This is a genomic window from Pseudomonas oligotrophica, assembly GCF_021726475.1.
Classification (GTDB): Bacteria; Pseudomonadota; Gammaproteobacteria; order Pseudomonadales; family Pseudomonadaceae; genus Stutzerimonas; species Stutzerimonas oligotrophica.
Genome location: NZ_JAKJRU010000002.1, coordinates 575753 through 599855, shown reverse-complemented (window position 1 = coordinate 599855; position 24103 = coordinate 575753). Strand labels below are relative to the sequence as shown.

The window sequence follows — 24103 nt, the reverse complement described above, 5'->3', positions numbered from 1 at the left end:
CCCCATGAACCGAATGCCATGGCTGCTGCTGGGCCTGCTCCTCGGCGGCGCCGCCGAGGCCAGCTCGACCTACCGTTGCGGCAGCCGTCTGGTCAGCCTCGATGCACCCAGCATGGAGGTGGTGGACAAATGCGGCGAGCCGCGGCAGCGCACGACAGTCGGCTACCGGGAGATCGTCGACGACTACGGTTTTCGCCACGAGGTCGCGGTGGAGGAATGGGTCTACGGACCGAACCATGGCATGTACCACTACCTGCGCTTCGAGGGCAATCGCCTGCGCGCGATCGACAGCCAACGCGGCCGCTGAGCGCAAAAAACCCCATCCGAGGATGGGGTTCGTACGAGCGGGAGGCGTTTATTCGGCAGCCTTCAGGCCGTCGGCAGCCACCTCGCGGACGCCCTTGACGCCCTTGGCCTTGCTGATCGCCGCTTCCTTCTCGGCTTCGTTGGCCACGGTTCCGGACAACGAAACCACGCCATCCTTGGTTTCCACTTCGATCTGCATGCCCGGGGTAGCATCTTCCACCAGCAGCACCGACTTCACCTTGGTGGTGATCCAGCCATCGGAGACGGCATCGCCGGCGTTATCCACTGCCTGGCCTGCCTCGCGGGATGCATCGGTGGCGGCCAGCATCGTCGCCTGGCTGTTGTCGATTGCAGGCGTGCTGTCGGCCAGTGCCAGACTGGCACCCGACAGGCTCAGAGCGGCGGTAACGGCGGCGGCAGTAAGAGTCTGGATTTTCATAGCTGTCACTCCTGTTCTCGTGGTTTCCGAGACTTGTGCTCCGGCCTCGGTACTCTTAATCAGAGTCGCAAGCCATACGACAGGTTTCCTAAAAAAATATAATCCTTATAAATCAAATAGTTAAAAAAATACCGCAGCTAGCGGTAGCTTGCAGAGTGCAATCAGCGGCCGCAACGGGCGTGCAATCTGCAAGCGACACGGCAACGACCAGGCATGAAAAAAGGGCCCGCAGGCCCTTTCTTCAACACAGCTGTCGCATCAGACGCCGGAGGCTTCCGCCGCGGCGACATCCTTGATGGAGAGCTTGATACGGCCGCGGTTATCCACGTCCAGTACCAGTACCTTCACTTCCTCGCCTTCCTTGAGCACGTCGGTGACCTTCTCGATGCGCTGGTCGCTGATCTGCGAGATGTGCACCAGGCCATCCTTGCCCGGCAGGATGTTGACGAAGGCACCGAAGTCGACGATGCGCTCGACGCGGCCGACGTAGATCTTGCCGACCTCGGCCTCGGCAGTGATGCCCAGCACGCGCTGCTTGGCCGCCTCGGCCGCTTCCTTGGTCTCGCCGAAGATCTTGATCGAGCCGTCGTCCTCGATGTCGATCGAAGCCTTGGTCTCCTCGCAGATGGCGCGGATGGTGGCGCCGCCCTTGCCGATCACGTCGCGGATCTTGTCCTGGTCGATCTTCATCGCCAGCATGGTCGGCGCGTTGGCCGACAGTTCGCTGCGCGACTGGGCGATGACCTGGTTCATCTGACCGAGGATGTTCAGGCGCGCTTCCAGGGCCTGGCCCAGGGCGATTTCCATGATCTCTTCGGTGATGCCCTGGATCTTGATGTCCATCTGCAGCGCGGTCACGCCGTTGGCGGTACCGGCGACCTTGAAGTCCATGTCGCCCAGGTGGTCCTCGTCACCGAGGATGTCGGTCAGTACGGCGAACTTCTCGCCTTCCTTGACCAGGCCCATGGCGATACCGGCGACCGGTGCCTTCATCGGCACACCGGCATCCATCAGCGCCAGCGAGGCACCGCAGACCGAGGCCATGGAGGACGAACCGTTGGATTCGGTGATCTCCGACACCACGCGGATGGTGTAGGGGAACTGGTCGGCCGACGGCAGCATGGCAGCGACGCCACGACGGGCCAGGCGGCCGTGGCCAATCTCGCGACGGCCAGCGCTGCCCATGCGGCCACACTCACCGACCGAGAACGGCGGGAAGTTGTAGTGCAGCATGAAGGCGTCCTTCTTCTCGCCTTCCAGCGTGTCCAGCAGCTGCGCATCGCGCGCGGTGCCCAGGGTCGCGACGACCAGGGCCTGGGTTTCGCCGCGGGTGAACAGGGCCGAGCCGTGGGTCTTGGGCAGTACGCCGACCTCGACCTTCAGCGGGCGCACGGTACGGGTGTCGCGGCCGTCGATGCGCGGCTTGCCGTTGACGATGTTCTCGCGCACGGTGCGGTATTCCAGCAGGCCGAAGGCCTCCTTGACCTCGCCGACGCCCGGCTGGCCTTCTTCCTCGCTGGCGAAGCGGGCGATCACCTGGTTGCGCAGCTCGTCCAGACGGCCGTAGCGCTGCTGCTTGATGGTGATGGTGTAAGCCTCGGAGATCGCGGCGCCGAACTCGGCCTTGATCGCCGACAGCAGCGCGGTGTTCTCCACCGGTGCGCTCCACTCCCACTTCGGCTTGCCGGCCTCGGCGGCGAATTCCTTGACGGCCTGGATGACGGCCTGGAACTCCTGGTGGGCGAACAGCACGGCGCCGAGCATCTGGTCCTCGGTCAGCTCCTGGGCCTCGGACTCGACCATCAGCACGGCGTCTTCGGTACCGGCCACGACCATGTCGAGGCTGGAGGCCTTGAGCTGCTCGTAGGTCGGGTTCAGCAGATAGCCGGTGCTCTCGTGGAACGCCACGCGGGCGGCGCCGATGGGGCCGTCGAAGGGAATCCCGGAGATCGCCAGGGCAGCGGAGGTGCCGATCATCGAGGCGATGTCCGGATCGGTCTTCTTGCTGGTCGAGACGACGGTGCAGACGACCTGGACTTCATTCATGAAGCCTTCGGGGAACAGTGGGCGGATCGGGCGATCGATCAGGCGCGAGGTCAGGGTTTCCTTTTCCGAAGGGCGCCCTTCACGCTTGAAGAAGCCGCCGGGGATCTTGCCGGCCGCGTAGGTCTTCTCCTGGTAGTGCACCGAGAGCGGGAAGAAGCCCTTGCTCGGGTCGGCGCTCTTGGCGCCGACCACGGTGACCAGCACGCTGACGTCGTCATCGACCGAGACCAGCACGGCACCGGTCGCCTGGCGGGCGATGCGGCCAGTCTCCAGGGTTACGGTCGACTGACCGAACTGAAATTTCTTGATTACCGGATTCACGGTGTTTTCCTTCTCTTTGTTGCCTTTGGGAAATCTGCGGAATGGCGGGAGTCGGACCCGATCCATTCCCCATGGATAGCTAAAAGCTGGAAGCCCGAAGCCGGAAGCCGGGTTGCACCCTGGCTTTCAACTTCGAGCTTCCAGCTTCTGGCTTCCAGCTCGGTTGCGTCTTAGCGACGCAGACCCAGGCGGCCGATCAGGCTGCTGTAACGAGTGGTGTCCTTGCCCTTCAGGTAATCCAGCAGCTTGCGGCGCTGGTTGACCATGCGGATCAGGCCACGACGCGAGTGGTGGTCCTTGCCGTTGGCCTTGAAGTGGTCCTGCAGCTTGTTGATGTTGGCGGTCAGCAGGGCAACCTGCACTTCCGGAGAACCGGTATCGCCTTCAGCTTGCTTGTACTCGTTAACGATCTGGGCTTTTTCTTCAACGCTCAGTGCCATGATGGGCTCCTTGAGTGAACAGGCCGGGAGTTCATCCCGTGTGAGTAAAAGAGGCATGACCGTGCCTGCTGACAGCCACCCTCCCACGCCCCCGGATCCGGGGGCGCACCGGTCATTCCGACCGAATCAGTCGACGCGGCGCGATGCGCCCGTCGTCGGCCACTTCACCGATACCGATGAAGCGCCCGTTGTGGTCCTGCACCCGGACCATGCCGGCATTCGGCGCCTCGGGTGCGCGCACCGGTTGCCCGTGCAGCCAGTAGTAGGCGCTGTGCTCGGAAAAGCTCACCAGCGGCCAGTCCTGCAGGCCGTAATCGGCCGGCTTGAGGAAGCGATCCAACGCCTCGTTGCCACCCTCGGCGTGCGCCTTCTCCAGCATCTCGAGACTTACCGTCTCCGCCAGTTCGAAGGGCCCGGCCTGGGTACGCCGCAATTCCGCGACGTGGGCACCGCAGCCCAGCACACGACCGAGGTCCTCGACCAGCGTGCGGATATAGGTGCCCTTGCTGCAGGAAACCGCGAGCCTGGCGCGATCGCCGGCCAGCTCGAGCAATTCGAGGCGCGTAATGGTAACAGAACGCGGCTCGCGCTCCACTACTTCTCCGGCACGCGCCAGCTTGTACAGCGGCTGCCCGTCGCGCTTGAGCGCCGAGTGCATCGGCGGCACCTGCTGGATGGCGCCGCGAAACTGCGGCAAGGCTGCCTCGATCTGCTCGGCGGTCACGGCCACCGGGCGGCGTTCGAGCACCTCGCCCTCGGCATCGGCGGTGCTGGTGGTGACGCCCAGCTGCATCACCGTCTCGTAGGCCTTGTCGGCGTCGAGCAGGTACTGCGAGAACTTGGTCGCCTCGCCGAAGCACAGCGGCAACACGCCGGTCGCCAGCGGATCGAGGCTGCCGGTGTGCCCGGCCTTCTCGGCATTGAGCAGCCAGCGCACCTTCTGCAGCGCAGCGTTGGAGGTGAAACCGCGGGGCTTGTCGAGCAGGATGATGCCGCTCACCGAACGGCGGATGCGTTTGACCTGGGCCACGCTTACTCCTCGCGGCCTTCGCCGTGCTTGCGGTCCTCGGCCACTGCGCGCTCGATCAGCGACGACAGCTCGACGCCGCGGCGAATGCTCGCATCGTAGAGGAAATGCAGCTGCGGGATGGTGCGCACCTTCATCGCCTTGCCCAGCTGCGCCCGCAGGAAGCCGGACGCCTCGCCGAGGATCTGCAGGTGGGTGGCGATCGCCTGCTCGTCGTCGTCCTTGCCCATCACGGTGATGTACACCTTGGCGTGGGACAGGTCGCGCGTCACATCGACGCCGGTGATGGTCACCAGGCCGAGGCGCGGATCCTTGATCTCGCGCTGGATCAGCAGCGCCAGTTCGCGCTGCATCTGGTCGCCGATACGCTGGGTCCGGCTGTAGTCTTTGGCCATAACAAGCTGCCTCGAGCTCCAAGCGCTGCGCTTGAAGCTGAAAAATACCCAAAAGCCAAACGGCAAGCCCAATCGGTGGGCCAGGCCACCTCCTGAAGCTTGCCGCTTGAGACTTGCAACTGCCCGTCAGAGCGAACGCGCGACTTCGACCTTCTCGAACACTTCGATCTTGTCGCCAGCCTTCACGTCGTTGTAGCTCTTCACGCCGATACCGCATTCCATGCCGGCACGGACCTCGGCAACGTCGTCCTTGAAGCGACGCAGCGACTCGAGTTCGCCTTCGAAGATCACCACGTCGTCGCGCAGCACGCGGATCGGGCGATTGCGATAGACGTTGCCCTCGATGACCATGCAGCCCGCCACCGCGCCGAACTTCGGCGAACGGAACACCTCTCGGACCTCGGCGATACCCAGGATGTTCTCGCGAACGTCGCTGCCCAGCATACCGGTGAGCGCTTTCTTGACGTCTTCGATGATGTCGTAGATGACGTTGTAGTAGCGCATGTCGAGGCCTTCGGACTCGACGATCTTGCGCGCACCGGCGTCGGCACGGACGTTGAAGCCGAACAGCACGGCATTGGAAGCCAGCGCCAGGTTGGCATCGGACTCGGTGATGCCACCGACGCCGCCACCGACCACACGCACCTGTACTTCGTCGTTGCCCAGGGTGCTGAGCGAGCCTTGCAGGGCTTCCAGAGAACCACGCACATCGGCCTTGAGGACGATGTTGAGGGTCTTCTTCTCTTCCTGGCCCATGCTCTCGAAGATGTTTTCCAGCTTGCCGGCGTGGGCACGAGCCAGCTTGACCTCGCGGAACTTGCCCTGGCGGAACAGAGCGACTTCGCGGGCCTTCTTCTCGTCGGCCACGACCATCATCTCGTCACCGGCTTCCGGGGTGCCGTCCAGGCCGAGAATCTCGACCGGAATCGACGGACCGGCTTCCTTGATCGGCTTGCCGTTCTCGTCGAGCATGGCACGGACGCGACCGTAGTTGACGCCGACCAGAACCATGTCGCCCTGACGCAGCGTACCGTCCTGCACCAGCACCGTGGCGACCGGGCCACGGCCCTTGTCCAGGCGGGATTCGACCACCACGCCACGACCGGGCGCGGTCGGCGTTGCGGTCAGTTCGAGCAGCTCGGCCTGCAGCAGCACCGCCTCGAGCAACTCGTCGATACCGGTACCCGCCTTGGCCGAAACCGGGACGAACGGCGCGTCACCGCCCCACTCTTCCGGAATCACATCCAGCGCGGCCAGGCCGTTCTTGATGTTGTCCGGGTTGGCTTCCGGCTTGTCCATCTTGTTCACCGCGACCACGATCGGCACGCCAGCCGCTTTCGCGTGCTGCACGGCTTCCTGGGTCTGCGGCATCACGCCATCGTCCGCTGCCACCACAAGGATGACGATATCGGTGGCCTTGGCGCCACGGGCACGCATCTGGGTGAATGCGGCGTGACCGGGGGTATCGAGGAAGGTGACCATGCCGCGGTCGGTTTCCACGTGGTAGGCACCGATGTGCTGGGTGATGCCACCAGCTTCGCCGGAGGCCACCTTGGCGCGACGAATGTAGTCGAGCAGGGAGGTCTTACCGTGGTCGACGTGACCCATCACGGTCACCACCGGCGCACGCGAGACGGCCTCGCCTTCGAACTTCAGCGACTCGGCCAGGGAATCTTCCAGCGCGTTGTCGCTGACCAGCTTGACCTTGTGGCCCAGCTCTTCGGCAACCAACTGGGCAGTTTCCTGATCCAGCACCTGGTTGATGGTGGCAGGCGAGCCCATCTTGAACATGAACTTGATGACTTCGGCGGCCTTGACCGACATCTGCTGCGCCAGCTCGGAAACCGTGATGGCTTCGCCAATCGAAACCTCGCGGACCACCGGTCCGGTCGGGCTCTGGAAACCATGCTGGTTGCGCTTCTTCAGCTTCGACTTGCCCCCACGGCCGCCACGACGGAAGCCATCGCTGTCATCCTCGCCGCTGCGTACGGTGCGCGTCAGCGGCGCCTTGGACTTGAGCGACGGGCGATGCTGGGCATGCTTGCGATCACGACGGTCGTCATCATCGCTGCGTGCCTTCTCGGGACGGCGTGCCTCTTCGCGCTTGCGCTCGTCGGTGGCAGCGGCCGGCGCGGCAGATTCGGGCGCAGCGGCTGCCGGAGCAGGCGCCTGCACGGCTTGCGAAGCGCGAGTCTCGACCTCGGCACGCGCCTGCTCCTCGGCCTTGCGGCGTGCCTCTTCCTCGGCGCGCTGGCGAGCCTCGTCCTCGGCCTTGGCACGCGCGGCCTCCTCGGCCGCCCGCTGCTGCTCGAGTTCGCGCTGCTGCTCGGCCTCGATCTCGTCGGCGCTGCGCTTGACGAAGGTCTTCTTCTTGCGCACTTCGACGCTGATGGTCTTGCTGCCACCCACCTTCAGCTTGGTGGTGGTCTTGCGCTGCAAGGTGATCTTGCGCGGCTCGTCCACCTTGGCTCCGTGGCTGCTCTTCAGATGAGCCAGCAGGGCCTGCTTCTCGTTGTCGGTCACTACTTGCTCGGCGCTGGTGTGCGACAGTCCTGCCTCACGCATCTGCTGAAGCAGGCGCTCGACCGGTGTATCGACCACCTGGGCCAGTTCTTTCACCGTGACTTGCGTCATGCATTTCTCTCCTCAGGCCGCTTAATTACTTACTCGAACCAATGGGCTCGGGCGGCCATGATCAGCTTGCCGGCACGCTCTTCATCGATGCCGTCTATCTCGAGCAGGTCATCGATCGACTGCTCAGCCAGGTCTTCACGGGTAACGACGCCACGGACTGCCAGCTCGACCGCCAGCTCCTTGTCCATGCCTTCCAGCGCGAGCAGATCCTCCGCCGGCTGGGCGTCGGCCAGCTTTTCCTCGGTCGCGATGGCCTTGGTCAGCAGGCGATCCTTGGCGCGGGTGCGCAGCTCGTTGACGATGTCTTCATCGAACCCTTCGATGCCCAGCATTTCCTCCATCGGAACGTAGGCGATCTCTTCCAGGGTGCTGAAGCCTTCCTCGACCAGTACCTGAGCCAACTCCTCGTCGACGTCCAGTTCATCGACGAAGCTGCGCAGGATGTCGCCGGTTTCTTCCTGCTGCTTGGCCTGGATGTCGGCCTCGGTCATCACGTTCAGCGTCCAGCCGGTCAGCTGGCTGGCCAGGCGAACGTTCTGGCCGCCACGGCCGATGGCCTGGGCCAGGTTGTCCTCGGCCACGGCGATGTCCATCGCATGGGCGTCTTCGTCGACGATGATCGCAGCGACTTCGGCCGGGGCCATCGCATTGATGACGAACTGCGCCGGGTTCTCGTCCCACAGGACGATGTCGACACGCTCGCCGCCGATCTCGCCGGAGACGGCCTGGACCCGCGAACCGCGCATGCCGATGCAGGCGCCTTGCGGGTCGATTCGCTTATCCTTGGAGCGTACCGCGATCTTCGCCCGCGAGCCCGGGTCACGCGAGGCAGCCATCACCTCGATCAGACCCTCGGCGATTTCCGGCACCTCGATACGGAACAACTCGATGAGCATCTGCGGCGCGGTACGCGAGAGGATCAGCTGCGGACCCCGGTTCTCGGTACGGATCTCCTTGAGCAGCGCACGCATGCGGGCACCGACACGGAAGGTCTCGCGCGGGATGATGTCCTCGCGGGCCAGCAGCGCCTCGGCATTGTTGCCCAGGTCGACGATGACGCTGTCGCGGGTGACCTTCTTGACGGTACCGGAGATGATCTCGCCGACGCGATCACGATAGGCCTCGACCACCTGCGCACGCTCGGCCTCGCGCACCTTCTGCACGATGACCTGCTTGGCGGTCTGCGCGGCGATGCGCCCGAACTCGATGGACTCGATCTTTTCCTCGAGCACATCGCCGATCTCGGCGTCCGGCTTGCGCGCCTGCGCCAGGTCCAAGGTCAGCTGGTAGGCCGGATCCTCGAAATCCTCCTCCTCCACTACCGTCCAGCGACGAAAGGTTTCGTAGCTGCCGTTCTGGCGGTTGATCTGCACCCGCAGATCGACATCGTCCTCGTAGCGCTTCTTGGTGGCAGTTGCCAGGGCCAGTTCGAGGGCCTCGAAAATCAGGTTGGCCGGTACGCCCTTCTCGTTGGATACCGACTCCACTACTAGCAGTACTTCTTTACTCATCGTACGCCTCGCCTATCGCAATCCTTTGGGTTCGCGGGATCCGCGCTCAATCAAACCGGGGAACAACGTTGGCCTTGTCGATCAGGTCGACCGGCAGCAAATACTCATGATTATCCACAAGCACGACCACGTCCTGGTCTTCGACCCCGCGCAGCATGCCCTGGAAATTGCGACGCCCCTCGAAGGGCGAACGCAGCTTGATCTTCACCTGGTCGCCGGCATGAGCGGCGTATTGTTCCAGGGTGAACAGCGGGCGATCCATGCCAGGCGAGGAAACCTCGAGGGTGTAATCCACGCTGATCGGATCTTCGACGTCGAGCACGCCGCTGAGCTGGCGGCTCACCTTCTCGCAGTCCTCGATGAAGATGCCGTCCTGATGATCGATATACACCCGCAGCAGCGAATGGCGGCCCTGGGACAGAAACTCGATTCCCCAGCACTGATAGCCCAGCGCCTCGACAACCGGGGCCAACAAGGCCTGCAACTGTTCTAGCTTGCTCGACATCGAAGTCCCTCGCGCATGCTTTAGAAATGAAAAATGGGCGAAACGCCCATCCCTGACAGCCACCTGTAAGCGCCGGTGGCCTGGCTTGAAGCTAATAAAAAGCCCCTCTACAGGGGCCTTTTCACTAACTGGTTGCGGGGGCTGGATTTGAACCAACGACCTTCGGGTTATGAGCCCGACGAGCTACCAGACTGCTCCACCCCGCGCCAAACTGGGCACGAATCATACAACCACTTGACTCGCCAGGTCAACCTGACCAGAAACAAGAAAGCCCGCACTTGGCGGGCCTGCTTGTTTGGTACCGAGGAGGGGACTCGAACCCCTACAGCCTATGGCCACTACCACCTCAAGGTAGCGTGTCTACCAATTCCACCACCTCGGCAAAACCCTTACGGCTTCTCCTGCGCAGCAGGAACGTCGCCGCCCTGCTTCTCCAGCACAGGTACATCACCCGTGCTCGGCGCCTTCGCCGGAACTTCCAGCACTGCCGGATCAGGCAAGCCTGCGTCGGTCAGCGCACTCGCCTGCTGCTTGGCAAAGAATGCCAGACCCAGGCTAGTCACGAAAAAAATGGCGGCCAGTATAGCAGTAGTCCGACTAAGAAAGGTAGTACTACCTTGACTACCAAATACCGTTGCCGAAGCACCCGAACCAAAGGAAGCACCCGCATCAGCCCCCTTGCCCTGCTGGATGAGAACCAGCGCTACAAGCCCCAGGGCAACCAGCAGATGCACCACAATCACGACAGTCTGCAACATCTGTTCAGTTCCCCGCGGCGCGACAGATCGCACCGAACTCTTCCGCTTTCAGGGAGGCGCCACCCACCAACCCCCCATCGATATCCGGCATCGCAAACAGCTGCGCCGCGTTATCCGCTTTCACGCTGCCGCCATAAAGCAGCCTAGCGCTCGCTGCGACCTGCGGATCATGCTCGGCAAGCAGCCCGCGGATCGCCGCATGAACTTCTTGGGCCTGGTCCGGCGTGGCGGTCAACCCACTGCCAATGGCCCAGACCGGCTCGTAGGCAATCACCGCATTGGCGAAGCTGCCAATGCCGCGGTCAGCAATCACACTGGACAGCTGCTCACCTACCACCTGCATGGTCGATCCGGCCTGGCGCTGCTCCAGGGTCTCCCCCAGACACAACACCGGCACCAACCCCTCAGCCTGCGCGGCAGCGAACTTGCGATTGATCACTTCAAGGCCTTCGCCAAGAACCAGTCGCCGCTCCGAATGACCGACCAGCACCCAGCCGGCACCGACATCAGCCAGCTGTGTTGCCGAGCATTCGCCTGTCAAGGCACCAAAGCCGCGCTCAACCGCACAATCCTGGGCGCCCACACCAACCGGCATTGCCTCCAGCGCTTCGATGACACTCCCAAGATGCAACTCGGAAGGAAACACGATCATCTCGACGCTGCCCGGCAGCTGCTGCTGCCGCAACGACTCGATCAGCTCTGCAACGCTGGCGCGGGTACCGTTCATCTTCCAGTTACCAGCAACCATCTTGCGCCGCATGCTTTACCTCGTCGGTCAAAGTGGGCGCAGATGTTACTCAACGCCCGAACACCTGACAACCCCGTCAGGCACAAACTTTTGCAACGACCCCGGCGAGCCGCTCGGCATGCTGGCGCACCTGCGCTTCATCGTCGCCCTCGACCATGACGCGCACCAGCGGCTCGGTGCCGGACTTGCGCAACAAGACCCGCCCGCGCCCCGCCATGGCCTGGTCGACCTCTTCGCAGGCCGAGCGGACCTCGGGATGAGTCAGCGGATCGCCACCGGCACCCGAGAGGCGCACGTTCAGCAACACCTGCGGGCACTTGTGCCAGGCCAGGCGCTCCTGGGCGAGCGACTGCCCGCGGCGCCGCAACGCCAGCACCACCTGCAGCGCCGCGATGATGGCGTCGCCCGTGGTGGTGTGCTGCGAACAGACGATATGGCCAGAATTCTCGCCACCCAGTTGCCAGCCTCGCTCGAGCATCTCGGCGATGACGTAGCGGTCACCGACCTTGGCCCGCGAGAAGGGAATGTCTCGCGCCTTGAGCGCCAGCTCGAGACCGAGGTTGCTCATCAGCGTTCCGACCACGCCGCCGACCAGTTTCTCCCGGTCCTGCAGATCCGTCGCGATGATGTAGAGCAGCTCGTCACCATCGACCACCGCCCCCGTGTGATCGACCATCAGCACCCGATCGCCATCACCGTCGAAGGCGATACCCAGATCGGCACCCTGCTCCACCACCGCCTTCTGCAACTGGCCGATGTGAGTGGAACCGACATTGGCGTTGATGTTGAGCCCGTCGGGCTGCGCACCGATCACCACGACCTCGGCACCCAACTCGCGGAAGACGCTCGGCGCAACCTTGTAGGTCGCGCCATGGGCGCAGTCGACGACCAGCTTCAGCCCGGAGAAATCCGTACTGGTAGGCACACTGCTCTTGCAGAACTCGATATAGCGCCCCGCCGCATCATTGATCCGCGACGCCTTGCCCAGCTGGGCCGACTCGACCACCGACATGGGTGCGTCGAGCAACTCCTCGATCATCAGCTCGACCTCGTCGGGCAGTTTGGTGCCGCGCCCGGAGAAAAACTTGATGCCGTTGTCATGGTGGGGATTGTGCGAGGCACTGATGACGATGCCCGCCTCGGCATGGAAGGTGCGCGTCAGGTAGGCCACCGCCGGCGTCGGCATCGGCCCGAGCAACAACACGTCAGCCCCAGCGGCCGACAGTCCCGCCTGCAGCGCCGACTCGAACATGTAGCCGGAAATGCGCGTGTCCTTGCCGACAAGGATGCGGCACTTGCCCTGCTTGCGGAACGCCATGCCGGCCGCCCAGCCCAGCTTGAGCATGAAGTCCGGGGTGATGGGATATTGCCCGACATGGCCGCGAATGCCGTCGGTGCCAAAGTATTTTCTGCTCATCTATCGCTTCCCTAGTCCGCCTGTTGCACGGCGGTAATCATTCTGACGACGTCGGCCGTCTCTGCCACGTCGTGAACCCGCACGATACAGGCCCCCTTGACCACGGCAAGCGCAGCAAGGGCCAGACTGCCGTAGAGACGCTCGCCGACTTCGCGCCCGAGCACCTTGCCGATCATGCTCTTGCGCGACACGCCGACCAGCAGCGGGCGCCCGAGTCGTGCCAGGCTCTCCATGTGTTTAAACAGCACCAGATTGTGCTCCAGGCTCTTGGCGAAACCGAACCCGGGATCGAGCACGATGCGCTCGCGTTCGATACCCGCCGCCACGCAGGCCTCCATGCGAGCGGCCAGGAACGCCTCGACCTCGAGGGTGACGTCGGCATAGTGCGGGTTGTCCTGCATGTTTTGCGGCTCGCCGCGCATGTGCATCAGGCAGACCGGCAATCCGGTCGCAGCCGCCGCGTCCAGCGCGCCGTCACGCTGCAGCGAGCGGACGTCGTTGATCAATCCGGCACCCAGCCGGGCGACTTCGCGCATTACCGCAGGCGTCGAGGTATCCACCGAGATGACCACGTCGAGTTCGCGGGCGATCGCCTCGACGATCGGCGCGACGCGCTCGAGCTCCTCGGTTGGCGAGACCAGGCGCGCACCGGGGCGCGTCGACTCGCCGCCGACATCGATGAGCGTGGCCCCCGCGGCGACCATCGCGGCAGCATGGCGCAACGCGGCATCGTGGCCGGCATAGCGGCCGCCATCGGAAAACGAATCGGGGGTGACATTGAGGATGCCCATCACATGCGGACGGGCCAAATCAAGAACCCGGCTGCCACAGGGCAGCCGGGTCGGGTACAGGACATCGGTCATTGAGGGTTCTCTGGATCAGTGTTCGCCCGCCGGACCTCCGATCGGCGTCTCGGGCCTGCCGCCCTCGGACTGCGCCGGCTTGCCGGAAGCACCCGAGCCACCTTGCCAGTCCCGGGGCTCGCGCGGCTCGCGTCCGGCCATGATGTCGTCGATCTGCTCGGCATCGATGGTTTCATACTTCATCAGGGCTTCGGCCATCATGTCGAGCTTGTCGCGGTTGTCCGAGAGGATCTGCTTGGCCGTGCCATAGCAGTGATCGATGATGGCACGCACCTCCTGGTCGATCAGCTTGGCCGTCTCGCCGGAGACGTTGGCATGCTGGCTGCCGGCGCTGCGCCCCAGGAAGACCTCGCCCTCTTCCTCGGCATACATCAGCGGCCCCAGCTTCTCGGAGAGCCCCCACTTGGTCACCATGTTCCGCGCCAACTGGGTCGCGCGCATGATGTCGTTCGAGGCCCCGGTCGTCACGCCCTCGAAACCCAGGGTCATCTCCTCGGCGATCCGGCCGCCGAACAGCGAACAGATCTGGCTGACCAGCGCCCGCTTGGAGAGGCTGTAGCGGTCCTCCTCGGGCAGGAACATGGTCACGCCCAAGGCACGGCCGCGCGGAATGATGGAGACCTTGTAGACCGGATCGTGCTCCGGCACGACCCGACCGACGATGGCGTGACCGGCCTCGTGGTAGGCGGTGTTGAGCTTTTCCTTTTCCGACATGACCATCGACTTGCGCTCGGCGCCCATCATGATCTTGTCCTTGGCCAACTCGAACTCGCGCATCTCGACCAGGCGTTTGTTGGCGCGGGCGGCAAACAGCGAGGCCTCGTTGACCAGATTGGCCAGGTCAGCACCGGAGAAGCCCGGCGTGCCCCGCGCGATGACTGCCGGATCGACGTTGTCGCCCACCGGCACCTTGCGCATGTGTACCTTGAGGATCTGCTCGCGACCGCGAATGTCCGGCAGGCCGACCACCACCTGGCGGTCGAAGCGACCCGGGCGCAGCAGCGCCGGGTCCAGCACATCCGGACGGTTGGTGGCGGCGATGACGATGATGCCGTCGTTCATCTCGAAGCCATCCATCTCCACCAGCAACTGGTTGAGGGTCTGCTCGCGCTCATCGTGACCACCACCCAGGCCGGCGCCGCGATGGCGGCCGACGGCATCGATCTCGTCGATGAAGATAATGCAGGGGGCATGCTTCTTGGCCTGTTCGAACATGTCACGCACGCGGCTGGCGCCGACACCGACGAACATCTCGACGAAGTCCGAACCGGAAATGGTGAAGAATGGCACCTTGGCTTCGCCGGCGATGGCCTTGGCCAGCAGCGTCTTGCCGGTACCGGGCGGGCCGACCATCAGCACGCCACGCGGGATGCGGCCGCCCAGTCGCTGGAACTTGCCGGGATCACGGAGGAACTCGACCAGCTCGTGCACCTCTTCCTTGGCCTCGTCGCAGCCGGCGACGTCAGCAAAGGTTGTCTTGACCTGGTCTTCGGAGAGCAGCCGCGCCTTGGACTTGCCGAAGCTCATCGGCCCGCCCTTGCCACCTGCACCGCCCTGCATCTGGCGCATGAAGAACATGAATACGGCAATGATCACCAGAATCGGGAAGCTCGCCACCAGCAACTGGGTCCAGATGCTCTGCTGCTCGGGCTGCTTGCCCTCGATGACCACGTTGTTGTTGATCAGGTCGCCGATCAGGCCGTTATCCTGGATCGCCGGGCGCACGGTCTTGAACGTTTCGCCGTCGTTACGCTTGCCGATGATCACGAAGCCGTCGACCGTGACGCGCTCGACGCGCCCTTCCTTGACCTGTTCGATGAAGTCCGAGTAGTTGAGTGTCTGCGGCTCGTTCGGAGTGGAGAAATTGTTCATCACCGTGACCAGAACGGCGGCGATGATCAGCCACAGAATCAGGTTTTTTGCCATGTCGTTCAAAGTAACTACCCTCTGGAGCGGACCTGCAGCGCACGCCCGCATGGCGGCCGGAAGCCTTGCCCGTCTAACTTACTACACAACGTGACGAAACTGGCATTCCGTCTGTAACCCGGTATGAAGCGCGGCCGATCACTCGCCCACGCCGTGGAAACCCCGCGCCAGCAGGTACTGCTCACGCGAGCGGTCCCTGGACGACAACGGCTTGCGCATCTGTACCTTGTCGAAGTTCTGCCGGACCTCCTTGAGGTAGGCATCGAAGCCCTCACCCTGGAAGATCTTAATCAGGAAGTCCCCGCCCGGACGCAACACCCGGGTCGCCAGGTCCAGCGCCAGCTCGCAGAGGAACATCGCCCGCGGCTGGTCGGCAGCCCGCACTCCACTCATATTGGGCGCCATGTCGGAAATCACAAGGTCGACCGGATTGTCGCCGATGGCCTCGAGGATTTGCGCGAAAACCTCGTCCTCGGTGAAATCGCCCTGGATAAAGGTGACGTCGGCGATGGCGTCCATCGGCAGGATGTCCGAGGCGATCAGTCGGCCCTTGTCGCCGATGACCCGGCTGGTGACCTGCGACCAGCCACCGGGGGCGGCGCCCAGGTCGACCACGGTCATGCCGGGACGCAGGATGCGGTCCTTCTCCTGGATTTCCAGCAGCTTGTAACTGGCACGGGAGCGATAGCCGTCCTTCTGCGCCATTTTCACGTAGGGATCGTCGAAATGTTCTTTGAGCCAGCGCGGGCTCGTCTTGGAGCGTGCCAAGCTGTTACCTCATCTGTGCGGCTGCGGACCTCTCGGGTACACTAGCCGCCGTTTCAAATTCTGACGCAAGGGTCGTGATATGCCGCTCACCAACGAGCAGAAAAAGCAGTACAAGGCCATCGGCCACCAACTGAAGCCTGTGCTGATCGTAGCGGAAAACGGCCTGAGCGAAGGGGTCCTGGCGGAGCTCGAGCGCGCACTGAACGATCACGAGCTGATCAAGATACAGTTCCGCCTCGCCGAGCGCGACGACCGTCGCGCCCTGATGGACGAACTCTGCCAGGCGGCCGGCTGCGAGCTGGTACAGAGCATCGGCAAGATGGCGCTGGTCTACCGCCGCAACCCCAAGCCCAACAAGCAGCTGTCGAACCTGCACCGCTACCAGGCCTGAGCCCGTCAGTCAGTGCGCGGCGTGGGCTGCAACACCAGCACCACGCCCAGCACGGCCATCGCCAGATAGGCGAACACAGGCCAGAACGCAGGCGATTGCGGCAGCAAGCCGCGTAGTCCGAAGAAGCAGCCAGCCGCAACCAGCGCCATCAACAGCAGCTGCCCGCGAAAGTCGCGAGCGCAGCGGCCGACGCCCACGGCCTGCATGAGCACCAGCAGCTGCAGCGCAATGCAGAAGGCCGCGAAGCCCACCAGCAGCGGACGCAGCACTTGGGTCACATCCTCGACCAGCAATGGCGCCCAGCCCATCCGCTCCAGTGCCGGCAGCAGGACGAAGTGCAGCATCCAGAGCCCGCCGACCCAGAACGTCTGGGCCAGCTGCCAGCTCATCCCGCTGGCGCGCAACGACTCAGATATGGCGAACCTCGACAATCTCGTACTCGACCACGCCGCTGGGCGTCTTCACGCTCACCACGTCGCCTTCCTGCTTGCCGACCAGGGCGCGGGCGATCGGTGAGCTCACCGACAGCTTGCCCCGCTTGATGTCCGCCTCGTCGTCACCGACGATCTGGTAGGTCACCTGCTCGTCGGTGTCGACGTTGGCAATATCGACCGTGGTGCCGAAGATCACCTTGCCGGTATGCGGGATGCTCGCCACGTCGATGACCTGGGCGTTCTGCAGACGCCCCTCGATGTCGCGGATGCGCGCCTCGACCATGCCCTGCTGCTCGCGCGCGGCATGGTACTCGGCATTCTCCTTGAGATCGCCGAGTTCGCGTGCCTCGGCGATCGCCTGAGTGATCTGCGGACGCAGAACGCTCTTGAGGTGCTTGAGCTCCTCTTCCAGGGCGCGCGCGCCCTGGACGGTCATCGGGAATTTCGTCATGCGCTGATTCCTGCATGGAGATCCTGCAGACGGCGCACGGTCTTCTCGGGACCGAACTTGAGCGCCTCACAGATCGCCTGGCCACCGGCAATGGTGGTGGTGATGCAGATCTTGTGCTGCAGGGCATTGCGGCGGATGGAATAGGAGTCGGCGATCGACTGCCGGCCCTCGGTGGTGTTGATGATCAGGGTGACCTCGTCATTCTTGATCATGTCGACCACGTGCGGACGACCCTCGGTCACCTTGTTCACCCGACGTACCGGCAGCCCGGCGGCCTCGATGATACGCGCGGTGCCGGCGGTGGCCACCACCTCGAAGCCGAGGCCAACCAGGTCACGAGCGACCTGCTCGACGTAGGGCTTGTCGTCTTCGCGCACGCTGAGGAAGGCGCAGCCGGAGGTCGGCAGGATCTCGCTGGCACCCAGCTGGGCCTTGGCGAAGGCTTCGGCGAAGCTGTCGCCGACACCCATCACCTCGCCGGTGGACTTCATTTCCGGGCCGAGGATGGTGTCGACGCCCGGGAACTTGGCGAACGGGAACACCGCTTCCTTGACGCTGAAATAGGCCGGGATGATCTCGCCGGTGAAGCCGACCTCGGCCAGGCTCTTGCCCGCCATGACGCGCGCGGCGACCTTGGCCAGCGATTCGCCGATGCACTTGGAGACGAACGGCACGGTCCGCGAGGCGCGCGGGTTCACTTCCAGCACGTAGATGTCCTCGCCCTGCACGGCCATCTGCACGTTCATCAGACCCACCACGTCGAGCTCCAGGGCCATCTTGCGCACCTGCTCGCGGATCTCGTCCTGTATGTGCTGCGGCAGCGAGTAGGCCGGCAGCGAGCAGGCCGAGTCACCGGAGTGCACGCCGGCCTGCTCGATGTGCTGCATGATGCCGCCGATCACCACGGCCTCGCCGTCGCAGACGGCGTCGACGTCCACTTCGATGGCGCAGTTGAGGAAGTGGTCCAGCAGTACCGGGCTGTCGTTGGAGACCTGCACCGCCTCGCGCATGTAGCGCTTGAGCTCTTCTTCCTCGTAGACGATCTCCATCGCGCGGCCGCCCAGCACGTAGGACGGACGCACCACCAGCGGATAGCCGATGGCCTTGGACGCGGCGATGGCCTCTTCCTCGCTGCGCGCAGTGGCGTTCTGCGGCTGGCGCAGGCCCAGGCGCTGGACCATCTGCTGGAAGCGCTCGCGATCTTCGGCGCGGTCGATGGCGTCCGGGCTGGTGCCGATGATCGGCACCCCGGCCTCTTCCAGCGCCCGGCAGATCTTCAGCGGGGTCTGCCCGCCGTACTGCACGATCACACCCTTGGGCTGCTCGACGCGAACGATCTCCAGCACGTCTTCCAGGGTCACCGGCTCGAAGTACAGGCGGTCGGAGGTGTCGTAGTCGGTGGAGACGGTCTCCGGGTTGCAGTTGACCATGATGGTCTCGTAGCCGTCTTCACGCATGGCCAACGCGGCATGCACGCAGCAGTAGTCGAACTCGATACCCTGGCCGATGCGATTCGGCCCGCCGCCGAGGATCATGATCTTGTCGCGACCGGACGGATTGGCCTCGCATTCTTCCTCGTAGGTCGAGTACATGTAGGCGGTGTCCGTGGCGAACTCGGCGGCGCAGGTGTCGACGCGCTTGTAGACCGGCAGCACCTTGAGCTTGTGGCGATGGCTGCGCAGGTTCTTCTCGGTCACGCCGAGCAGCTTGGCCAGGCGCGCGTCGGAGAAGCCCTTGCGCTTGAGCTTGTACATCAGGTCACGGTCGATGGCGGACAGGCCGAGGGTCTTGACCTGCTCCTCCTCCTTGACCAGATCCTCGATCTGCACGAGGAACCAGGGGTCGATCTTGGTCAGGGCGAACACGTCCTCGACGCTCTTGCCGGCGCGGAAGGCATCGGCGACGAACCAGATGCGGTCGGCACCGGGCACGGTCAGTTCGCGCTTGAGCGTGCTCTCGGCCTCGCTGTCTTCCAGGTTCAGCTTCGGGTCGAAGCCGGTGGCACCGACCTCCAGGCCGCGCAGGGCCTTCTGCATCGACTCCTGGAAGGTGCGGCCGATGGCCATGACCTCGCCGACCGACTTCATCTGGGTGGTCAGGCGGGCGTCGGCCTTGGGGAATTTCTCGAAGGCGAAGCGCGGAACCTTGGTCACCACGTAGTCGATGGACGGCTCGAACGATGCCGGGGTACGGCCGCCGGTGATGTCGTTGGACAACTCGTCGAGGGTGTAGCCAACGGCCAGCTTGGCGGCGATCTTGGCAATCGGGAAACCGGTGGCCTTGGAGGCCAGCGCCGAGGAACGCGACACACGCGGGTTCATCTCGATCACGACCATGCGACCGGTATCCGGGCAGATACCGAACTGCACGTTGGAGCCACCGGTTTCCACGCCGATCTCACGCAGCACCGCCAGCGAGGCGTTGCGCATGATCTGGTATTCCTTGTCGGTGAGGGTCTGCGCCGGGGCGACGGTGATCGAGTCGCCGGTGTGCACGCCCATCGGGTCGAAGTTCTCGATGGAGCAGACGATGATGCAGTTGTCCTTCTTGTCGCGGACCACCTCCATCTCGTATTCCTTCCAGCCGATCAGCGACTCGTCGATCAACAGCTCGTTGGTCGGCGAGAGGTCTAGGCCGCGGGCACAGATCTCCTCGAATTCCTCGCGGTTGTAGGCAATGCCGCCGCCGGTGCCGCCCATGGTGAAGGACGGACGGATGATGCAGGGAAAGCCGACCTGCTCGAGCACGCCGTAGGCTTCGTCCATGTTGTGGGCGATACCGGAGCGCGGGCAGGCCAGGCCGATGTTCTTCATTGCCTTGTCGAAGCGCGAGCGATCCTCGGCCTTGTCGATGGTGTCGGCGTTGGCACCGATCATCTCGACGCCGAACTTCTCCAGCACGCCGTGGCGCTCGAGGTCCAGGGCGCAGTTCAGCGCGGTCTGCCCGCCCATGGTCGGCAGCAGCGCGTCAGGGCGCTCCTTCTCGATGATCTTGGCCACCGTGGCCCACTTGATCGGCTCGATGTAGGTGGCGTCGGCCATGGCCGGGTCGGTCATGATGGTCGCCGGGTTGGAGTTGACCAGGATGACGCGGAAGCCTTCCTCTTTCAGCGCCTTGCATGCCTGGGCACCGGAATAGTCGAACTCGCAGGCCTGGCCGATGACGATGGGGCCGGCGCCGAGGATGAGGATGCTTTTGATATCTGTACGTTTTGGCATTTTCTTACTCTCGAATCCTTTGGTCAGTCGGCAGGCTTAGCGGCGCTTGGCCATGGCTTCGATGAAACGGTCGAACAGCGGCGCGACGTCGTGCGGGCCGGGGCTCGCCTCGGGGTGGCCCTGGAAGCTGAATGCCACCTTGTCGGTGCGCTCGATGCCCTGCAGGGTGCCGTCGAACAATGACTTGTGGGTGGCGCGCACATTGGCCGGCAGGCTGGCCTCGTCCACGGCGAAACCGTGGTTCTGGCTGGTAATCATCACCACGCCGGTCTTCAGATCCTGCACCGGATGGTTCGCCCCGTGGTGACCATTGGGCATCTTCACAGTCCTGGCGCCGGAGGCCAGCGCCAGCAGCTGGTGGCCGAGGCAGATACCGAACACCGGGATATCGGTTTCGAGCACTTGCTGAATCGCCTGGATCGCGTAGTCACAAGGCTCGGGGTCGCCCGGACCGTTGGCCAGGAAGATGCCATCCGGATTCAGCGCCAGCGCCTCGCTGGCCGGCGTCTGTGCCGGCAACACGGTCACGCGGCAGCCGCGCGCGGTGAGCATGCGCAGGATGTTGTACTTGACCCCATAGTCGAAGGCGACCACGTGGTAAGGCAGCTCGCTGGCCGGGATCTCGGCGTGGCTGTCGGTCTCCAGGCTCCACACCGTGGAGCGCCACTCGTAGCGCTCCTTGACACTGACCTCCTTGGCCAGGTCCATGCCCTTGAGGCCGGGGAAGCTGCGCGCCAGCTCCAGCGCCTTTTCCTCGGTCGCGTCAGCTCCAGCCAGGATGCAACCGTTCTGGGCGCCCTTCTCGCGCAGGATGCGGGTCAGGCGGCGGGTATCGATACCGGCGATGGCGACGGTGCCGTTTTCCTTGAGGTAATCGGGCAGCGACTGCTTGTTGCGCCAGTTGCTGGCCACCAGCGGCAGGTCGCGGATGACCAGGCCGGCCGCCCATACGCGCCAGGACTCGGCGTCCTGCGGGGTGGTGCCGGTGTTGCCGACGTGGGGATAGGTCAGGGTGACGATCTGCTTGGCATAGGAAGGATCGGTAAGGATTTCCTGATAGCCGGTCATGGCGGTGTTGAACACCACCTCACCGATGGTCTGGCCATCGGCGCCGATGGATTCGCCGCGAAAAATGCTGCCATCAGCAAGGGCGAGAATGGCTGGCTTAGTCAAGAGACCTCCCGTAGATCAAGGCTGGAGCAGACGCAGATTGTAAAAAAGCGGGATGACGTGTGAAGGTCATCCCGCTTTTTTGTTTGATTCATTTCTGCGCAACTTTTAGTGGACACACTAAAGCGGGTAGCTTACAGAAACCTCCCTTTGCGGTCCACCCTGAGAAGCGCCGCCGACAGCGCGCTCAATGCAGCCCGAGCACGTCCTGCATGTCGTAGAGCCCGGCCGGCTTGCCCTCGAGCCACAGCGCGGCACGCACCGCCCCCTTGGCGAAAGTCATGCGGCTGGACGCCTTGTGGGTGATCTCGACACGCTCGCCGTCGGCAGCGAACAGCACGGTGTGATCGCCGACCACGTCACCGGCGCGCACCGTCGCGAAGCCGATGGTCTCCCGCGCGCGGGCGCCGGTCTGGCCTTCGCGGCCGTACACCGCGACCTTCTGCAGATCACGCCCCAGAGCACTGGCCACCACCTCACCCATGCGCAGCGCGGTACCCGAAGGTGCATCCACCTTGTGCCGGTGATGCGCCTCGATGATCTCGATATCCACCTCGTCACCGAGCACACGCGCGGCGGTATCCAGCAATTTGAGGCAGAGGTTGACACCGACACTGAAATTCGCCGCGAAGACGATCGGGATTTCCTTCGCTGCCTGGACCAGGCGCTCCTTCTCCTCGGCCGAGAAGCCGGTGGTACCGATCACCATGGCCTTGCCGGCACGCCGACAGACCTCGAGGTTCTTCAGCGTCACCGAGGGGTGAGTGAAGTCGATCAGCACATCGAACTCGTCGACCGCCCTGGCGACATCGCCGGTCAGCGGCACCCCCAGCCGGCCGATACCGGCCAGTTCGCCGGCATCGGCGCCGACCAGCGTACTGTCGGGGCGATCGATCGCCGCCGTCAGCCCGGCAGCCCCGGCGGTCTGCTGCACCGCTTCGATCAGGATCTTGCCCATGCGCCCGGCGGCACCCATTACAGCAATACGTCGCATAACTCAAAGCTCCAAGCTGGAAGCTGCAAGCTGGAAGTTGCCCCGGTGCGCCTCAGGCTTCCGGCTCAAGCTTCCAGCTGCCTCTCAAACATCACCGAAAAAGCGCTTCACACCCTCGAACCAGCCACTGGCACGGGGCGAATGGGAGGTATCGCCCTGCAAGCTGGCGCGAAATTCCTCGAGGATCTCGCGCTGGCGCTTGCTCAGGTTGACCGGCGTCTCGACCACCACCCGGCACATCAGGTCGCCGGGTGCACCGCCGCGTACCGGTGCAACGCCCTTGCCACGCAGGCGGAACTGCTTGCCGGTCTGGGTGCCTTCCGGGATTTTCAGCTTGACCCGGCCATCCAGCGTCGGCACCTCGAGCTCACCACCCAGCGCCGCATCGGCGAAGCTGATCGGCACCTCGCAGTACAGGTGCTTGCCGTCACGCTGGAAGATCGCGTGCTCGCGCACGTTGACCACCACGTAGAGATCGCCCGCCGGCCCGCCCTGGGTTCCGGCCTCACCCTCGCCGGACAGGCGGATGCGGTCACCGGTATCCACGCCTGGCGGCACCTTGACCGAGAGCGTCTTCTGCTCTTCGACGCGCCCTTGGCCGTGGCAGCTGCCACAGGGGTCGGAAATCATCTTGCCGCTGCCATGGCAGCGCGGGCAGGTCTGCTGCACCGAGAAGAAGCCCTGCTGCATGCGCACCTGGCCGATGCCGCCGCAGGTGGTACAGGTGACCGGCGTGGTGCCCTTCTTCGCGCCGGAGCCATGGCACACCTGGCACTCGGCCAGGGTCGGTACGCGGATGGTGACCGTGGTGCCGCGCACCGCTTCCTCGAGATCGAGCTCCAGCGTGTAGCGCAGGTCGCTGCCGCGCTGGGCGCCGCCCCGCGAGGCGCCGCGCGCGCCACCGAAGAAGTCGCTGAACACATCGCCGAAGATGTCGGAGAAATTCGCCCCGCCGAAGCCGGCCCCGCCAGCCCCGCCCATCTGCGGATCGACCCCGGCATGCCCGTACTGGTCGTAGGCAGCGCGCTTGTTCGCGTCGGAAAGGACTTCGTAGGCCTCGTTGGCCTCCTTGAAGGCTTCCTCGGCGGCCTTGTCGCCCGGATTACGGTCCGGGTGATGCTTCATCGCGAGACGACGATAGGCCTTCTTCAGCTCCGCCTCGTCCGCGCCGCGCTCGACACCCAGCACTTCGTAATAATCACGTTTGGCCATAAGTTTCCTGCACCCTCGAATTCAGATCCTCCAGACACGCCGACGCGGGAGCGAGCCCCCGCGTGGCGGTCAACCCTGCCCGGATACCGGGCGGGCTGGAGCGAAACGCGGCGACGCCAAGGCGCCGCC

Annotated in this window: 22 protein-coding genes and 2 tRNA genes; 2 read left to right on the top strand and 22 right to left on the bottom strand. The window is 64.1% G+C overall.

Annotated features, from left to right (window positions below):
• Positions 1–4: 4 nt before the first annotated feature.
• Entirely contained in the window at positions 5–307 is a 303-nt protein-coding gene (locus L3N39_RS06740; protein WP_237256500.1) for a DUF2845 domain-containing protein, read from the top strand.
• Positions 308–355: 48 nt separating this feature from the next.
• Here the strand turns inward: L3N39_RS06740 and L3N39_RS06735 are convergent, their stop codons facing one another.
• From L3N39_RS06735 to rlmE, 16 genes are all read right to left on the bottom strand, one after another.
• Positions 356–745: a BON domain-containing protein gene (locus L3N39_RS06735; RefSeq protein ID WP_237256499.1), complete on the bottom strand. Its 390-nt coding sequence runs from the start codon at positions 743–745 to the stop codon at positions 356–358.
• A gap of 258 nt (positions 746–1003) precedes the next feature.
• A complete protein-coding gene (pnp, locus tag L3N39_RS06730) occupies positions 1004–3112 on the bottom strand; it encodes a polyribonucleotide nucleotidyltransferase (protein WP_237256498.1) in 2109 nt (702 codons plus the stop codon).
• Positions 3113–3282: 170 nt separating this feature from the next.
• On the bottom strand, positions 3283–3552 hold the full coding sequence (rpsO, locus tag L3N39_RS06725) for a 30S ribosomal protein S15 (RefSeq protein ID WP_237256497.1): 270 nt from the start codon (positions 3550–3552) through the stop codon (positions 3283–3285).
• Between the two features lie 112 nt (positions 3553–3664).
• Entirely contained in the window at positions 3665–4582 is a 918-nt protein-coding gene (gene truB / locus L3N39_RS06720) for a tRNA pseudouridine(55) synthase TruB (protein ID WP_237256496.1), read from the bottom strand.
• A gap of 2 nt (positions 4583–4584) precedes the next feature.
• Positions 4585–4974, bottom strand: a complete 390-nt coding sequence (gene rbfA, locus L3N39_RS06715) for a 30S ribosome-binding factor RbfA (RefSeq protein WP_237256495.1) — start codon at positions 4972–4974, stop codon at positions 4585–4587.
• A 126-nt stretch (positions 4975–5100) separates the two neighbouring features.
• Positions 5101–7608: a translation initiation factor IF-2 gene (gene infB, locus L3N39_RS06710; protein WP_237256494.1), complete on the bottom strand. Its 2508-nt coding sequence runs from the start codon at positions 7606–7608 to the stop codon at positions 5101–5103.
• A gap of 29 nt (positions 7609–7637) precedes the next feature.
• On the bottom strand, positions 7638–9119 hold the full coding sequence (gene nusA / locus L3N39_RS06705) for a transcription termination factor NusA (RefSeq protein WP_237256493.1): 1482 nt from the start codon (positions 9117–9119) through the stop codon (positions 7638–7640).
• 46 nt (positions 9120–9165) lie between these two features.
• Positions 9166–9624 (bottom strand): ribosome maturation factor RimP, encoded by a 459-nt coding sequence (gene rimP / locus L3N39_RS06700; protein ID WP_237256492.1) that lies wholly within the window; start codon positions 9622–9624, stop codon positions 9166–9168.
• 129 nt (positions 9625–9753) lie between these two features.
• A tRNA-Met gene (locus tag L3N39_RS06695) sits at positions 9754–9830 on the bottom strand.
• A gap of 90 nt (positions 9831–9920) precedes the next feature.
• Positions 9921–10006: transfer RNA gene (locus L3N39_RS06690), tRNA-Leu, on the bottom strand.
• Positions 10007–10013: 7 nt separating this feature from the next.
• The gene (secG, locus tag L3N39_RS06685; RefSeq protein WP_237256491.1) at positions 10014–10382 is read right to left on the bottom strand and encodes a preprotein translocase subunit SecG; all 369 of its coding nucleotides are present in this window, start codon (positions 10380–10382) and stop codon (positions 10014–10016) included.
• A 4-nt stretch (positions 10383–10386) separates the two neighbouring features.
• Positions 10387–11142: a triose-phosphate isomerase gene (gene tpiA / locus L3N39_RS06680; protein WP_237256490.1), complete on the bottom strand. Its 756-nt coding sequence runs from the start codon at positions 11140–11142 to the stop codon at positions 10387–10389.
• A 64-nt stretch (positions 11143–11206) separates the two neighbouring features.
• Positions 11207–12547: a phosphoglucosamine mutase gene (gene glmM / locus L3N39_RS06675; RefSeq protein ID WP_237256489.1), complete on the bottom strand. Its 1341-nt coding sequence runs from the start codon at positions 12545–12547 to the stop codon at positions 11207–11209.
• 11 nt (positions 12548–12558) lie between these two features.
• Positions 12559–13410 carry a dihydropteroate synthase gene (gene folP / locus L3N39_RS06670; protein ID WP_237256488.1) on the bottom strand — a complete coding sequence of 284 codons (852 nt, stop codon included), beginning with the start codon at positions 13408–13410 and terminating at the stop codon, positions 12559–12561.
• A gap of 15 nt (positions 13411–13425) precedes the next feature.
• Positions 13426–15336 carry an ATP-dependent zinc metalloprotease FtsH gene (gene ftsH, locus L3N39_RS06665; protein WP_237256487.1) on the bottom strand — a complete coding sequence of 637 codons (1911 nt, stop codon included), beginning with the start codon at positions 15334–15336 and terminating at the stop codon, positions 13426–13428.
• Positions 15337–15474: 138 nt separating this feature from the next.
• Complete coding sequence (gene rlmE / locus L3N39_RS06660; RefSeq protein WP_237256486.1) at positions 15475–16104, bottom strand: 23S rRNA (uridine(2552)-2'-O)-methyltransferase RlmE; 630 nt, start codon at positions 16102–16104, stop codon at positions 15475–15477.
• A gap of 79 nt (positions 16105–16183) precedes the next feature.
• Here rlmE and L3N39_RS06655 point away from each other — a divergent pair, with 79 nt between their 5' ends.
• Complete coding sequence (locus L3N39_RS06655; RefSeq protein ID WP_237256485.1) at positions 16184–16495, top strand: YhbY family RNA-binding protein; 312 nt, start codon at positions 16184–16186, stop codon at positions 16493–16495.
• A 5-nt stretch (positions 16496–16500) separates the two neighbouring features.
• Here the strand turns inward: L3N39_RS06655 and L3N39_RS06650 are convergent, their stop codons facing one another.
• From L3N39_RS06650 to dnaJ, 6 genes are all read right to left on the bottom strand, one after another.
• Complete coding sequence (locus tag L3N39_RS06650) at positions 16501–16884, bottom strand: DUF4149 domain-containing protein (protein WP_237256484.1); 384 nt, start codon at positions 16882–16884, stop codon at positions 16501–16503.
• 19 nt (positions 16885–16903) lie between these two features.
• Positions 16904–17380, bottom strand: coding sequence for a transcription elongation factor GreA (greA, locus tag L3N39_RS06645; RefSeq protein WP_237256483.1), 477 nt, complete (start codon positions 17378–17380; stop codon positions 16904–16906).
• Positions 17377–20598, bottom strand: a complete 3222-nt coding sequence (gene carB, locus L3N39_RS06640; RefSeq protein WP_237256482.1) for a carbamoyl-phosphate synthase large subunit — start codon at positions 20596–20598, stop codon at positions 17377–17379. Before carB ends, greA begins: the two co-directional genes overlap by 4 nt.
• A 36-nt stretch (positions 20599–20634) precedes the next feature.
• On the bottom strand, positions 20635–21771 hold the full coding sequence (gene carA / locus L3N39_RS06635) for a glutamine-hydrolyzing carbamoyl-phosphate synthase small subunit (protein WP_237256481.1): 1137 nt from the start codon (positions 21769–21771) through the stop codon (positions 20635–20637).
• Positions 21772–21955: 184 nt separating this feature from the next.
• Entirely contained in the window at positions 21956–22762 is an 807-nt protein-coding gene (gene dapB / locus L3N39_RS06630; protein ID WP_237256480.1) for a 4-hydroxy-tetrahydrodipicolinate reductase, read from the bottom strand.
• Positions 22763–22846: 84 nt separating this feature from the next.
• Positions 22847–23974, bottom strand: coding sequence for a molecular chaperone DnaJ (dnaJ, locus tag L3N39_RS06625; protein WP_237256479.1), 1128 nt, complete (start codon positions 23972–23974; stop codon positions 22847–22849).
• Positions 23975–24103 lie beyond the last annotated feature (129 nt).

Bases quoted from the DNA above. Each gene is read 5' to 3' on its own strand.
- L3N39_RS06740 (WP_237256500.1), top strand. From the start codon at position 5: ATGAACCGAATGCCATGGCTGCTGCTGGGCCTGCTCCTCGGCGGCGCC.
- L3N39_RS06735 (WP_237256499.1), bottom strand. From the start codon at position 745: ATGAAAATCCAGACTCTTACTGCCGCCGCCGTTACCGCCGCTCTGAGC.
- rpsO (WP_237256497.1), bottom strand. From the start codon at position 3,552: ATGGCACTGAGCGTTGAAGAAAAAGCCCAGATCGTTAACGAGTACAAG.
- rbfA (WP_237256495.1), bottom strand. From the start codon at position 4,974: ATGGCCAAAGACTACAGCCGGACCCAGCGTATCGGCGACCAGATGCAG.
- infB (WP_237256494.1), bottom strand. From the start codon at position 7,608: ATGACGCAAGTCACGGTGAAAGAACTGGCCCAGGTGGTCGATACACCG.
- nusA (WP_237256493.1), bottom strand. From the start codon at position 9,119: ATGAGTAAAGAAGTACTGCTAGTAGTGGAGTCGGTATCCAACGAGAAG.
- rimP (WP_237256492.1), bottom strand. From the start codon at position 9,624: ATGTCGAGCAAGCTAGAACAGTTGCAGGCCTTGTTGGCCCCGGTTGTC.
- secG (WP_237256491.1), bottom strand. From the start codon at position 10,382: ATGTTGCAGACTGTCGTGATTGTGGTGCATCTGCTGGTTGCCCTGGGG.
- tpiA (WP_237256490.1), bottom strand. From the start codon at position 11,142: ATGCGGCGCAAGATGGTTGCTGGTAACTGGAAGATGAACGGTACCCGC.
- glmM (WP_237256489.1), bottom strand. From the start codon at position 12,547: ATGAGCAGAAAATACTTTGGCACCGACGGCATTCGCGGCCATGTCGGG.
- folP (WP_237256488.1), bottom strand. From the start codon at position 13,410: ATGACCGATGTCCTGTACCCGACCCGGCTGCCCTGTGGCAGCCGGGTT.
- ftsH (WP_237256487.1), bottom strand. From the start codon at position 15,336: ATGGCAAAAAACCTGATTCTGTGGCTGATCATCGCCGCCGTTCTGGTC.
- L3N39_RS06655 (WP_237256485.1), top strand. From the start codon at position 16,184: ATGCCGCTCACCAACGAGCAGAAAAAGCAGTACAAGGCCATCGGCCAC.
- L3N39_RS06650 (WP_237256484.1), bottom strand. From the start codon at position 16,884: ATGAGCTGGCAGCTGGCCCAGACGTTCTGGGTCGGCGGGCTCTGGATG.
- greA (WP_237256483.1), bottom strand. From the start codon at position 17,380: ATGACGAAATTCCCGATGACCGTCCAGGGCGCGCGCGCCCTGGAAGAG.
- carB (WP_237256482.1), bottom strand. From the start codon at position 20,598: ATGCCAAAACGTACAGATATCAAAAGCATCCTCATCCTCGGCGCCGGC.
- dapB (WP_237256480.1), bottom strand. From the start codon at position 22,762: ATGCGACGTATTGCTGTAATGGGTGCCGCCGGGCGCATGGGCAAGATC.
- dnaJ (WP_237256479.1), bottom strand. From the start codon at position 23,974: ATGGCCAAACGTGATTATTACGAAGTGCTGGGTGTCGAGCGCGGCGCG.